Origin of the sequence: Modestobacter roseus, from assembly GCF_007994135.1 — a bacterium.
Classification (GTDB): domain Bacteria; phylum Actinomycetota; class Actinomycetes; order Mycobacteriales; family Geodermatophilaceae; genus Modestobacter; species Modestobacter roseus.
The window spans coordinates 4,464,361-4,477,216 of the sequence record NZ_VLKF01000001.1 but is presented as its reverse complement, the minus strand read 5'-3'; the positions used below and the strand labels follow the sequence as shown (position 1 = coordinate 4,477,216).

Below are 12,856 nucleotides of genomic sequence, written 5' to 3'. Positions count from 1 at the left end.
TCCGCGGAGGGCCACCCACGGGGCGGGCGGCCCGTGCGGTCACCGGGCGGGTTCGGGGTGCGGCGCCTCGGCGGGCGCCACGGTCCGCGGGGTCGCGGACTGCTGGGCCGGGGGCTGCGCGGCACGCGCGGTGGTGCTGCTCCCCCGGCCGAGGAAGGTGCGGAAGCCGGCGAACCGGCCGCGCCGCTGGCCGAGGGCACCGGTCAGCCGGTCCAGGTAGACGGCGAGGACGACCACGGCCAGGCCCGCCTCGAAGCCGAGGCCGATGTCCAGCCGCGAGATGCCGCTGACCACCACACCGCCCAGGCCACCGGCGCCGATCAGGCCGGCGATCACGGCCATCGACAGCGCCAGCATGATCACCTGGTTGATGCCGGCCATGATCGTGGGCAGCGCCAGCGGCAGCTGGACCCGCCGCAGGATCTGGCCGGGTGGGCTGCCGAAGGCGTGCCCGGCCTCGACCAGCTCGGGGTCGACCTGGCGGATGCCCAGCTCGGTCAGCCGTACGCCGGGCGGCAGCGCGAAGATGATCGTGGTGACCACGCCGGGCACGACGCCGATGCTGAAGAAGGTGACCGCGGGGATCAGGTAGACGAACCCGGGCATCGTCTGCATGAAGTCCAGCACCGGCCGGACGGCGGCGCTGACCCGGTCGTTGCGCGCGGCGGCGATCCCCACCGGGACACCGATCAGCACGGCGATCAGCGTCGCCACCAGGATCAGCGCCAGGGTCTCCATCGCCGGCACCCAGAGCTCCAGGGCGATGATCAGCAGCAGCCCGAGCAGTGAGACGACGCCGAACCGGACCGAACGGACCACCCCGCCGAGCACCGCGAAGAGCGCGGCCATCACGATGGCCGGCAGGAGCAGCAACCCGGAGGCCAGCCCGTCGACGGCGGTCTCGGTCACCGCGCTGATCCCGTCGAAGACCGGCTCGAGGTTGTCCTTCAGCCAGTCGAACGCGGTGTCGATCCAGTCGCCGAGCGGGATGCGGGGCAGCGGCCCGGTGTCGGTACCGCTCTCGGTCGCCGCGAGCACGGAGTTCGGGAGCAGCGTCGGCTCAGCCACGGGGGCCCTCCTTCGTGAGGTCGGTCGTCGGCGGATCGGCGGTGGCGCCGCCGAGCGCGGCCAGCACGGCGGTGGGCGGGACGACGCCGAGCAGCTGGTTGGTGTCGTCGACGACGGCGACCAGGTGCTCGTCCTGGCCGGCGGACACCAGCAGGTCGCTGAGCAGCGTCTCCGGCCCGACGGTCACCGACGGGTGGACGGCGCCGTCGGTGAGCGCCACCTGTCCCGCGTCGACCGCCGCCTGGGCGTCGCCCTCGCCGACCGTTCCGGTCAGCTGACCGAACCCGTCGACGACCAGCGCGGACGACGTGTGGGAGGCGTGCATCGCGTCCAGCGCGGCCGCCGGGGACGAGCCCCCGGCGAGCACGACGGGCGCCGGCGCCATCACGTGCTCGGCGGTGAACACCCGGCCGCGGTCGACGTCGGCCAGGAAGGAGGCCACGTAGTCGTCGGCCGGGGAGTCGAGGATCTGCTCCGGGGTGCCGAGCTGCACCACCCGGCCGTCGCGCATCACCATCACCCGGTCACCGAGCCGCATCGCCTCGTTGAGGTCGTGGGTGATGAAGACGATCGTCTTGCCCAGCCGCGACTGCAGGTCCAGCAGCTGGTCCTGCATCTCCCGGCGGATCAGCGGGTCCAGCGCGCTGAACGCCTCGTCCATCAGCAGCAGGTCGGTCTCCGCGGCCAGCGCGCGGGCCAGCCCGACCCGCTGCTTCATGCCGCCGGAGAGCTCGTCGGGCCGGGCGTCGGCCCGCTCGGCCAGCCCCACCTCGGCGAGCGCCTCCAGCGCTCGGGCCCGGCGGGTGGTGCGGTCGACGCCGCGCACCTCCAGGGCGTAGGCGGCGTTGTCGAGCACCGTCCGGTGCGGGAAGAGCGCGAAGTGCTGGAAGACCATGCTCATCCGCTCCTGGCGGAGCCGGCGCACGCCGCGGGCGTCGAGCGACGTCAGCTCGGCGTCCCCGATCGTCACCCGGCCGGCGGTCGGTTCCAGCAGCCCGTTGAGCATCCGGATCAGCGTCGACTTGCCGGAGCCGGACAGCCCCATCACCACGAAGATCTCGCCCGGCTCGACCGTGAAGCCGACGTCGACCACGGCGGGGGTCGCTCCCCGCTCGCGGACCTCGGCGATCGACGCGCCGTCCTGGAGCCGCCGGACGGCGTCCCCGGGACGTCGTCCGAAGACCTTGAAGAGCCCTTCGGCATGAACTGCGGGCACGGTCACCTCTCGTCATCGGGCGTGGACCGGCCGGGAAGCCGTGCGTTCGGTGGGGCGACATCGCCCGCGGGGCCGGCGCGGTCTGCGGGCTGCACCCGGTACCGCGTCCATCCGGCGGCGCACCCGCCGCACCGCCACCGCTCCTCCGGTGGCGACGCGAGCCGTCCCTGCGCAACGTCGGTGTCGGCCTCGAACGCCGGGTCGGCCACCTCATGGCCGAGTCACCCGGGTCCACACTTGCCCGCTGAAGTTAGCCGCGCTCAGTGATCGCGACGGTCACCGACGGCAACCAGCAACGACTCCGTCATGACCTCGCAATGTGCCCGATCGACCTCGTCGACCCCCACGACCAGCCGTTGACCTGGCCGTTCACCGGTCGGACGGGCCGTCCGGGCCACTCCCGCGCCGTGACCTCCCCGTGACCCGCTGGTGTGGCGCCACCGGCACCCACGTCGCACCCGGGGTGGCCGGGGAACGACTCGTCCTCCCGGCGCGTCGGAACAGAAGCGGGCGGCAACTCGCTGCGACCGTTACCTTGTCTCAGCACGCACGAGTCCCCGGCAACGGCGCCGGTGGCGCGGGAGGTGGAGAGCAGATGGACATCACGGTGGTGGACGTCCCCGAGAAGGGGCGGTTCGAGATCCGCGACGGCGAGCGCGTCGTCGGGCTGGCCAGTTACCACGTCGACGGCGGCTCGATGACCCTGCCGCACACCGAGATCGACCCGGCGATGGGCGGCCGCGGCCTCGGCACCCGCCTGGTGCACGACGTCCTCGTGGCCGCCCGGGAGCGCCAGGTCACCGTGCTGCCCTACTGCTCGTTCGTCCGGAAGTACCTCGTCGAGCACCCCGACCAGCTGGACCTGGTCGCCGAGGACGACAAGCCGACCTTCGGTCTGGCCACCGCCGACCACTGAGCGCGCTCCGGCCGTGACCCTGCGGTGAGCCCCGGTCGTCCCTAGGCTCGGCCGGGTGCCCACCGCGCTGCTCTGGTTCCGCCGCGACCTCCGGCTGGGCGACCACCCGGCACTGCTCGCCGCCCTCGACGCGGCCGGCCCGGACGGCGACGTCCTGCCGGTGTTCGTCTTCGACGACCGCCTGTGGGGGCCGTCGGGGAACCCGCGCCGGCGTTTCCTGCTCGACTGCCTGACCGACCTGCGGGAGCAGACCGGCGGCGCCCTGGTGTTCCGCTCCGGCGACCCGGCCCAGGTCCTGCCCGCGCTGGCCGCCGAGGTCGGTGCGGGCAGCGTGCACGTCACCGCCGACGCCGGCCCCTACGGTCGCCGCCGGGACGCCGCCGTCGAGCGGGCGCTGGGCGAGGTGCCGCTGGTCCGCACCGGCTCGCCGTACGCCGTCGCCCCGGGGCGGGTGGTCAAGCGCGACGGGACGCCGTTCCAGGTGTTCTCCCCCTTCGCCCGCGCCTGGCGGGAGCACGGTTGGCACTCCCCCGCGGCCCGCCCGGACGGCGTCGCGTGGACCACCGGCGTCCGGTCCGAGGACCCACCCCCGACTCCGGACCTGGACGACGTCACCCTGCCCCCGGCCGGCGAGGCCGCGGCGACCGCCGCCTGGCAGCGGTTCCGCGACGAGCGGCTGCCCGGCTACGCCGAGGGCCGCAACACCCCGGGCACGAACGGCACCAGCCGGCTGTCGGCCTACCTGAAGTACGGCTGCATCCACCCGCGCACGCTGCTGGCCGACCTCGCCGGCCTCGACACGGGACCGGACTCCGAGTCGGCGCGGAGCTACGCGAACGAGCTCGCCTGGCGCGACTTCTACGCCGACGTGCTGTGGCACCGGCCCGAGTCGGCGCGGGAGTACCTCAAGCCCGAGCTGCAGGCCATGGGCTACGACTCCGGCCCGGACGCCGAGGAGCTGGTCGCCGCCTGGAAGGCCGGCCGCACCGGGTTCCCGATCGTGGACGCCGGCATGCGGCAACTGCTGGGCGAGGCGTACGTGCACAACCGGGTGCGGATGATCGTCGCCTCGTTCCTGGTCAAGGACCTGCACCAGGAGTGGACGCTGGGCGCCGAGCACTTCATGGCGCACCTGGTCGACGGCGACCTGGCCAGCAACAACCACGGCTGGCAGTGGGTCGCCGGCACCGGCACCGACGCCTCGCCGTACTACCGGGTGTTCAACCCGACCACCCAGGGCAAGAAGTTCGACCCCGACGGCAGCTACGTGCAGCGCTGGGTGCCCGAGCTGCGCGACCTGGACCCCAAGCACGTGCACGAGCCGTGGACCGCCCCCGGCGGCGTCCCGGCCGGCTACCCCGAACCGGTCGTCGACCACGCCTCCGAGCGCCTGGTCGCCCTGGAGCGCTACACCCGCGCCACCCGCCGCTGACCCTCCCCCACCCCGGGTTCCGGCGCCGAAACCTGGAGAGAGGGCGTCAGGAGCGGGCGCGGATCCAGTCGGGCAGCAGGCCGCTGTCGAACATCCGGCGCCGCAGCGGGCCGAGCAGCTCGACCAGCCGCTGCGTGCCCTCGGCCCCAGGTGCGCCCACCCATCGGTGGCCAGGGCGTCGGTGGTCTCCTCCACCTCCCGGCGCAGCCGGGTGCCCGCGTCGGTGAGCCCGCCGTCGTCGACCAGTCCGCGGTCACGGCAGCGCTGCACCCCGGCGGCCCACTCCTCGTCGGTCCAGCCGCGGGTGGTGCGCACGAACTCGGTGCTGTTTGTCGCCAGCCCGCCGGTGACCAGCGCCTCCACCGGGTCCAGCCCGGCGGCCAGCAGCGCGCTGACGTGCCCGTCGCCGCGGTGCTCGCGCAGCAGCAGCCCGGCGTGCCACAGCTGCAGCAGCGGCTCGTCGGGCTCGGCGGCGGACGCCCAGGCGGCGTACAGCGGCCGGCCCGCGGCGGTCAGCCCCGCGCACGCCTGCCGGGCCAGCTCCAGCGCCTCGGTGACGTCGGGCTCCCCCAGCGCCCCGTGCAGCGCCGTCCGGACGCCGTCGACCCGGGCCGCCGCCCACCGCTCCGGCGGGGCCGCGCCCCACACCCGGGGCACGACCCGCTCCACCAGGGACGGCGCGAACACGTAGAAGGTCGCCACCACCGGGGCCGGGCCGACCGGGCCGAGCGCCGAGGCGCGGGCAGCGAAGTAGCCGGCGCGGGCGCCGCGGACGCCCATCGCGTCGTAGGCGGCCTGCACCTCCGGGGCGAAGAACGCGACGACGTGCATGGTCTCCAGCGAGCCCCACGCCTTCCGGGCCAGCTGCGGTGTCACCTGGGTCACGCCGCCCACCGTGGCAGAGACCCGCGCCTCAGGTGAAGCTGGACGGCGTGATCGCGCGAGCTGCCCGTGCCTGAGGGCCACACCCTGTTCCGCCTGGCCCGCGAGCAGCAGGCCGCGTTCGCCGGGCGCGAGGTGCACGTGACCAGCCCGCAGGGCCGGTTCGCCGGGCAGGCCGAACTGCTCGACGGGCGGGTGCTCGACGAGGTCACCTCCTACGGCAAGCACCTGTTCGCCTCCTTCGGCCCGGACGTCGTGCACGTGCACCTGGGGCTGTACGGGAAGTTCACCTCCGGCACCGGCCTGCCCCCGGCGCCCCGGGGTGCCCTGCGGATGCGCTGGGAGGGACCGGGCGAGGACGGCGAGGGCGTGTGGACCGACCTGCGCGGCGCCACCGCCTGCGACCTGATCACCGAGGGCGAGGTGCAGTTCATCCTCGACCGGCTGGGCCCGGACCCGCTGCGGCGTCGGTCCGACCCGGCGAAGGCGTTCGCCCGCATCTCCCGCAGCCGGGTGCCGATCGGCGCGCTGCTGATGGACCAGGCGGTGCTCGCCGGCGTGGGGAACGTCTACCGCGCGGAGGTGCTGTTCCGGCAGCGGCTGAGCCCGTTCCGCCCGGGCCGCGACGTGACCGCCGACGAGTGGGCAGCCCTGTGGGCGGACCTGGTCGTGCTCATGCGGGCCGGGGTGAAGGAGGGCCGGATCGTCACCACCGAGCGCGCCGACCGGGAGCGACGGCGCGGCCCGGCGCTCCGGGAGGACGCCCACTACGTGTACCGGCGCCAGGGCCTGCTCTGCCGGATCTGCGGCACGGAGGTCCGCACCCAGGAGATGGTCGGCCGGAACCTGTTCTGGTGTCCCACCTGCCAGGCGGTCTAGCGGCCCCGCCCGGTCATGCGGCACCGACCGGCCGCCAGTCGTCGGGCGGGTCCTCCCCCACCCGGCCGTCGACCGCTTCGCGCAGCAGGTCGGCGTGGCCGGTGTGCCGCCCGTACTCCTCGAGCAGGTCGCAGAGCAGCCGGCGCAGGCTGACCTGCTGCCCGCCCAGCCAGCCGGTGTGCACCAGCTGGTCGAGCCCGCCGTCGGCCAGCGCCGCCGCCGTCCGCTCCCGGGAGCGGGTCACCGCGTCGTCCCAGAGGGCGTAGAGCTCGGCCGGGGTGCCGGCGCCGGCGCAGGTCTCCGCCCAGCCCTCGGCGGTGTCCCAGCGGCTGGGGTCCCAGCCCCCGCCGATCGGCGCACCGCTGAGCCGGTGGGTGGAGTACAGCTCTTCCACCGCGGCGAGGTGGGACAGCAGGCCGCCGAGGCTCAGTGCCGAGGCACCGATCCGGGTGCGCAGCCCGGCGGCGTCCAGGCCGTCGGCCTTCCAGCGGAACGTGGTGCGCAGCCGGTCCAGCGAGCCGAGCAGGTGCTCGGCCTCCGTGCCGGCCATCGGTGGTTCCCAGGGTGGGGCGTCGGTCATGCCGCCACCCTGCACCCGGGCACCGACGATCGGGGCCTCAGACGGCGCCCTTCTCCGGGTCGCCGGCCGGGAGCGGCCGCAGCACCCGCACGTCGAGCGGCTGGGCCAAGTGCTCGGAGACCGTGGCCATCATGGTGCGCAGCGCCTCGCCCTTGCCGTGCTCGGCCATCGCCTCCTGGCTCGCCCAGCGCTCGACGAAGACGAAGCCCTGCTCGTCCTCCTGCACCGAGTACAGCTCGCAGCCGGGCTCGTCGTGCACCTGCGGGACGGCGGCCAGCAGCGCCTCCCGCACGGCGTCGCGGCTCTCCGGCTCGGGCACGACGGTGGCGACGATGACGAACGACATGGCGAGGGGCCTCCAGAGCAGTCGGGCGGCGATCGGGCGCGGAGTGACCTGGCGCACGGCCGCCGGGAGGACGACGATGCCAGACGTGGCGCAGCCCAGCGGTACCGGACCACGACCGCTGCGGGTTGCCGTGGTGGGCGCCGGCCCCGCGGGCATCTACGCCGCCGAGGCGCTGGCCGCGCAGGACGACGTGCCGGTCGCCGTCGACCTGATCGACCGCCTCCCCACGCCGTTCGGGCTGGTCCGCCACGGCATCGCCCCGGACCACCGGAAGATGCGGGCGCTGCGCGAGACGCTGCACCACACCCTGGACCACGAGCGGGTGCGCTTCGTCGGCAACGTGGAGGTCGGCCTCGACCTGTCGATCGCGGAGCTGCGCCGGCACGTGGACGCCGTCGTCTACACCTACGGCGCGGCCGGCGACCGCGCGCTGGGCGTGCCCGGTGAGGAGCTGCCCGGCAGCCTCGCCGCCACCGACGTCGTCGCCTGGTACTGCGGCCACCCCGACGCCGACCGGGCGCGGGTCGAGGAGGCGGTGGCCCGCGCGCGGGACGTCGTCGTGGTCGGCGTGGGCAACGTGGCGCTCGACGTCGCCCGGGTGCTGGTCCGCTCCCCCGCCGAGCTCGACCCGACCGAGATGCCGCAGCACGTGCTCGACGCGCTGGCCGCCGCTCCGGTCGAGCGGGTGACCGTGCTGGGCCGCCGCGGCCCCGCGCAGGCCACCTTCACCACCCAGGAGCTGCGCGAGCTCGGGCACCTCGCCGACGCCACCGTGCTCGTCGACCCGGCCGACCTGACCGACCCCGGCGACGACGCGCTGGCCGCCGGCGACCGGCACGTGGCCCGCAACCTCGCGGTGCTGCACGAGTACGCCGCGCACACCGCCGAGCCCGGCCGGCCCGTCGTGCGGCTGCGGTTCCACGCCCGCCCGGTGCGGCTGCTGGGCACCGACCGGGTCACCGGCGTGGAGGTGGAGCGGACGACGGTGGACGCCGACGGCCGGGCCACCGGCACCGGCGAGCTGGACGTCGTCCCGGCCGACCTGGTGGTCCGCTCGGTGGGCTACCGCGGGCACCCGCTGCCCGGGCTGCCGCTGGACGGCGGCACGGTGCCGCACCGGGCCGGGCGGGTGCTGCGCGAGGGCGAGATCAGCCCCGGGGAGTACGTGGCCGGCTGGATCAAGCGCGGGCCGACCGGGGTGGTGGGCACCAACAAGCACGATGCCCGGGAGACGGTGGCCAGCCTGCTCGCCGATGCGGCGACCGAGCGGCTGCACACCGGCGGCGACCCGGACGACCTGGTGCGCGCCCTGCAGGCCCGGGGCGCGCAGCCGGTGCTGCTGGCCGACTGGCGGGCCATCGACGCCGCCGAGGTCGCGCTCGGTGCCACCCGCGGCCGGGACCGCACCACCCTGCACGAGCGCGCGGCGCTGCTGGCCGCCGTGCGGGCCGCCGCGGTCCCGGGAGTCGCGCTGGACCGCGGTACGGCAGACTCGACTCCGTGACCGGTCCCACCACCGACCAGACGCCCGAGACCGCCCCGTCGACGAAGCCCGCAGCCACGACGATCTCCTTCGCCCGCGGCGCCCCGTCGACCGACATCGTCGACGTCGAGGGCCTCAAGCAGGCCGCCGTCACCGCGTTCGACGCCGACCCGGCCGGGATGACCGGCTACGGGACGGCGATCGGCTACGTGCCGCTGCGGAGGTGGATCGCCGAGCAGCACGGCGTGCCCGAGAGCCACGTGCTGGTCACCAACGGGTCGATGCAGGCCGACGCCTTCCTCTTCGACGAGCTGGTCACCCCGGGCGCGGCGGTGGTCACCGAGCGGCCCACCTACGACCGCACCCTGCTGGGGCTGAAGACCCGCGGCGGCGACCTGCACCTGGTCACGCTCGAAGAGGACGGGATCGCGGTCGACGAGGTCGAGCAGCTGCTTCGCGACGGCGTCCGCCCGGTGTTCGCACACGTCATCCCGAACTTCCAGAACCCGGCCGGCTACACCCTCTCGCTGGCCAAGCGCCGCCGGCTGCTGGAGCTGGCGCACGAGTTCGACTTCCTGCTCTTCGAGGACGACCCCTACGTCGACATCCGGTTCAGCGGTGAGCCGCTGCCCCGGATGCTGGAGCTCGACGGCGGCGCCGACTCGACCCACGTGGTCTACGCCTGCTCGTTCTCCAAGACCGTCTGCCCGGGCATCCGGGTCGGCTACCTGGTCGGGCCGCCGGCGCTGATCGACCGGATCCGGGTGCGGGCCACCAACACCTACATCGCGCCGAACATGGTCGCCCAGGGCACGGTGTTCCAGTTCGTCACCGGCCCGCGCTACGCGGCGGCCCTGGAGACGGTGAAGAACGCGCTCGCCGAGCGGGTCGGGCTGCTGGACCAGGCGCTGCGCACGCACCTGCCGCAGGCCACCTTCCGGCGTCCGGACGGCGGCTACTTCCTGTGGGTGTCGCTGCCCGCCGGTGAGGGGCACGACGTCGCCCGGATCGCGGCCGAGGCCGCCGCCCGCGGGGTGGCGATCGTGCCGGGCACCGACTTCCTGCTGGAGGGCGGGGAGAACGCGTTCCGGCTGGCGTTCTCCGCCGTCCAGCCCGGCGACGTCGACGAGGGCGTGCGCCGCCTGGCCGCGGCCATCGAGGCCGCCCGCAGCTGAGCACTGTGCACCGAGGGCCCGTTCCCGGCCGGGAACGGGCCCTCGGTGCACGGTGCCGCCGTCAGCCGCTGTTGCGCAGCGCGGTGGCGACGCCGTTGATGGCCAGCTGGATGCAGCGGCGGACAAGCTCGTCGTCGTCCCCTGCCCGGCGCCGGCGCAGCATCTCCACCTGCAGGTGGTGCAGCGGCTCCAGGTAGGGGAAGCGGTTGCGGATCGACCGGGCCAGCGCCGGGTTGTCCGCCAGCAGCCGGTCGTCGCCGGTGATCGCCAGCAGCATCCGCACGGTGCGCTCGTGCTCGGCGGTGATCTGCCCGAACACCAGCTCCCGCAGCTCCGCGTCGGGCACCAGCGAGGCGTACCGGGCGGCGAGCTCCAGGTCGGTCTTGGCCAGCACCATGCCCATGTTCGAGAGCACGGTGCGGAAGAACGGCCAGCGCCGGTGCAGGTCCTGCAGCCGGGCCAGGCGCTCGGGGTCGCCGTCCACCCAGCTCTCCAGCGCCGAGCCGGTGCCGTACCAGCCGGGCAGCATGATCCGGGTCTGCGACCAGCTGAACACCCACGGGATCGCCCGCAGGTCGGTGATCTTGTCGGTGGCCTTGCGGGACGGCGGGCGGCTGCCGATGTTCAGCTCGGAGAGCTCCCGGATCGGGGTGGCCGCGCGGAACCACTCCACGAAGCCCGGCGTCTCGTGCACCAGCGCGCTGTACGCCCGCCGCGCCCGCTCGGCCAGGTCGTCGAGCAGCGCGTAGGTCTCCTCGGCGTCCTCGTCCAGGCCCTCGGTGTCCAGCAGCGTCGACTCCAGCGTCGCCGCGACCAGCGCCTCCAGGTTCCGCCGGGCGAGGTCGGGGGTGGAGTACTTGGCGGCGATCACCTCACCCTGCTCGGTGATCCGCAGCTGGCCGGCGACCGAGCCCGGAGGCTGGGCCTTGATCGCCTCGTAGCTCGGGCCGCCGCCGCGGCCCACGGTGCCGCCGCGGCCGTGGAACAGCCGCAGCCGGATGCCGTTGGCCCGGGCCACCTCGACCAGCTCCAGCTCGGCCCGGTACAGCGCCCAGTTGGCGGCCAGGTAGCCGCCGTCCTTGTTGCTGTCGGAGTAGCCGAGCATGACCTCCTGCTGGTCACCCCGGTTCGCGACCAGCGCCCGGTACAGCGGCTGGTCGAGCATCGCGGTGAGGGTCGCGCCGGCGGCCTGCAGGTCGTCGATCGTCTCGAAGAGCGGGGAGATGCCGATCGGGCAGCGCGGCCCGTCGGCGCCGTCGGGGTCGAGCAGGCCGACCTCCTTGAGCAGGACGGCGACCTCCAGCACGTCGCTGACCGACTCGCACATGCTGATCACGTAGTTGGGGATGGTGCGCGGGCCCAGCAGCGCGACCTGCTCGGCGGCGGCCACCAGCAGGTCCAGCTCGCCGCGCGCCAGCTCGGACAGCTCGGCGTCCCGCCGCACCAGCGGCCGGCGCATCCGCAGCTCACCGGTGAGCAGCTCCACCCGGGCCGCCTCGTCGAGGGAGGTGTAGTCGGCGCAGACGCCGGCCCAGGCCAGCAGCTCGGCGAGCACCTCCTCGTGCACCGAGGAGTTCTGCCGCATGTCCAGCCCGCACAGGTGGAAGCCGAAGACCTCCACCGCGTCGCGCAGCCGGGCCAGCCGGTCGTCGGCCAGCGCGCCCGCGCCGTGGCTGCGCAGCGAGGTGTCGAGCACGTCCAGGTCGGCGCGCAGCTCCTCGGGCGCGACGTAGGGGTCCAGCAGCACCTCCGGCTGCTGGCCCGGCACCGAGCCGAGCACCCGCAGCGCCGTGGCGGCCAGCCGCCCGTGGATGCCCCGCAGCGCCCGGCGGTAGGGCTCGTCGGCGCGGAACGGTGAGTCGTCACCGGCGGCGTCGGCCAGCGCGTACAGCTCCGGCGTCGGGCGGACCAGCCGGTCGGACATCGACAGCTCCGCGCCCAGCGCGAGCAGCTCGGCCAGGTGGTGCTCCAGCGCCGTCGCCGCCTGGCGGGTGGTGGCCCGGCGGACGGCGTCGGCGGTGACGAACGGGTTGCCGTCTCGGTCCCCGCCGATCCACGAGCCCGGCTGCAGCATCGGCTCGCGCAGCAGGTCGGCGTCCGGCCACCGCTCGCGCAGGGCCTGGCGCAGCTCGGTGTTGATCGCCGGGACCACGTCGAACAGCGACAGCTCGTAGTAGCGCAGCGCCTCGTCGATCTCGTCGGCCAGGCGCAGCCGGCTCAGCCGCAGCAGCGCCGTCTGCCACAGGGTGAGCACCTGGCGGGAGAGCCGGGCCGACCAGGCCGGGTCCTCCGCGTCGCCCGGCTCCTGACCACGCTGCCGGATCAGCTCGCTGACCTGCCGCTGCACCTGGGAGATGGTGCGGCGTCGGGTCTCGGTCGGGTGCGCGGTGACCACCGGGACCACCAGCGCGCCGGCGAGCTCCCGCGCCACGGTGGCGCCGTCCAGCCCGGCGTCGTCGAGCAGCTGCAGCGAGCCGGCGAGGCTGCCCTTCTGCGGCGGCGAGCCCTCGCGCCGGTGGTGCCTGCGGCGGCGCTCGTGGTGCACGTCCTCGGCGATGTTGGCCAGCAGCGAGAAGTGGCTGAACGCCCGGACGACGTGGTTGGCGCTCTTCGGGTCGAGCCCGGCGAGGCGGTCGGCGAGCTGGGAACGGTCCCGCTCGTCGCGGCGGATCTCGAACGCCTCCACGCGGGTGGACTCGACCAGCTCGAGCACCTCCGGGCCGGCCTGCTCGGCGATCACCTCGCCGAGCACCCGGCCCAGCAGCCGGATGTCGTCACGGAGCTGGAGGTCGTCGGTGCGGTCGTCAGAGGCGGTGGGACCCCCGGGGACGCGGAGGTCGGCGACGTCGACAGTGGCTTCGGACACGGCACGAGTATCC

General features: G+C 74.8%; 10 protein-coding genes and 1 pseudogene. 5 read left to right on the top strand and 6 right to left on the bottom strand.

Annotated features, from left to right (window positions below):
* Positions 1-39: 39 nt before the first annotated feature.
* Together JD78_RS21375 and JD78_RS21370 are read right to left on the bottom strand one after the other, a co-directional pair.
* Positions 40-1,068 (bottom strand): ABC transporter permease, encoded by a 1,029-nt coding sequence (locus tag JD78_RS21375; RefSeq protein WP_228394981.1) that lies wholly within the window; start codon positions 1,066-1,068, stop codon positions 40-42.
* On the bottom strand, positions 1,061-2,284 hold the full coding sequence (locus JD78_RS21370; protein ID WP_153358039.1) for a quaternary amine ABC transporter ATP-binding protein: 1,224 nt from the start codon (positions 2,282-2,284) through the stop codon (positions 1,061-1,063). Before JD78_RS21370 ends, JD78_RS21375 begins: the two co-directional genes overlap by 8 nt.
* 595 nt (positions 2,285-2,879) lie before the next feature.
* Here JD78_RS21370 and JD78_RS21365 point away from each other — a divergent pair.
* Both JD78_RS21365 and JD78_RS21360 read left to right on the top strand, forming a co-directional pair.
* Positions 2,880-3,200 carry a GNAT family N-acetyltransferase gene (locus JD78_RS21365; protein WP_153358037.1) on the top strand — a complete coding sequence of 107 codons (321 nt, stop codon included), beginning with the start codon at positions 2,880-2,882 and terminating at the stop codon, positions 3,198-3,200.
* Positions 3,201-3,255: 55 nt separating this feature from the next.
* Positions 3,256-4,632, top strand: coding sequence for a cryptochrome/photolyase family protein (locus JD78_RS21360; protein WP_153358035.1), 1,377 nt, complete (start codon positions 3,256-3,258; stop codon positions 4,630-4,632).
* A 195-nt stretch (positions 4,633-4,827) separates the two neighbouring features.
* Here JD78_RS21360 and JD78_RS22930 read toward each other — a convergent pair.
* Positions 4,828-5,463: pseudogene (locus tag JD78_RS22930) on the bottom strand (SCO6745 family protein); the annotation flags it as partial.
* Positions 5,464-5,583: 120 nt separating this feature from the next.
* On the opposite strand from JD78_RS22930, the gene JD78_RS21350 reads away from it, so the two are divergent.
* Complete coding sequence (locus tag JD78_RS21350) at positions 5,584-6,393, top strand: Fpg/Nei family DNA glycosylase (protein WP_153358031.1); 810 nt, start codon at positions 5,584-5,586, stop codon at positions 6,391-6,393.
* Positions 6,394-6,406: 13 nt separating this feature from the next.
* Here the strand turns inward: JD78_RS21350 and JD78_RS21345 are convergent, their stop codons facing one another.
* Complete coding sequence (locus JD78_RS21345; protein ID WP_153358029.1) at positions 6,407-6,973, bottom strand: mycothiol transferase; 567 nt, start codon at positions 6,971-6,973, stop codon at positions 6,407-6,409.
* A 37-nt stretch (positions 6,974-7,010) separates the two neighbouring features.
* Positions 7,011-7,319, bottom strand: coding sequence for a putative quinol monooxygenase (locus JD78_RS21340; RefSeq protein WP_153358027.1), 309 nt, complete (start codon positions 7,317-7,319; stop codon positions 7,011-7,013).
* A gap of 85 nt (positions 7,320-7,404) precedes the next feature.
* On the opposite strand from JD78_RS21340, the gene JD78_RS21335 reads away from it, so the two are divergent.
* Both JD78_RS21335 and JD78_RS21330 read left to right on the top strand, forming a co-directional pair.
* Positions 7,405-8,823 (top strand): FAD-dependent oxidoreductase, encoded by a 1,419-nt coding sequence (locus tag JD78_RS21335; RefSeq protein ID WP_228394979.1) that lies wholly within the window; start codon positions 7,405-7,407, stop codon positions 8,821-8,823.
* The gene (locus JD78_RS21330; RefSeq protein WP_153358023.1) at positions 8,820-9,977 is read left to right on the top strand and encodes an aminotransferase-like domain-containing protein; all 1,158 of its coding nucleotides are present in this window, start codon (positions 8,820-8,822) and stop codon (positions 9,975-9,977) included. The genes JD78_RS21335 and JD78_RS21330 overlap by 4 nt, the downstream gene beginning before the upstream one ends.
* A gap of 61 nt (positions 9,978-10,038) precedes the next feature.
* Here JD78_RS21330 and ppc read toward each other — a convergent pair whose 3' ends face one another.
* Positions 10,039-12,843, bottom strand: a complete 2,805-nt coding sequence (gene ppc, locus JD78_RS21325; RefSeq protein ID WP_153358021.1) for a phosphoenolpyruvate carboxylase — start codon at positions 12,841-12,843, stop codon at positions 10,039-10,041.
* Positions 12,844-12,856: the final 13 nt, after the last annotated feature.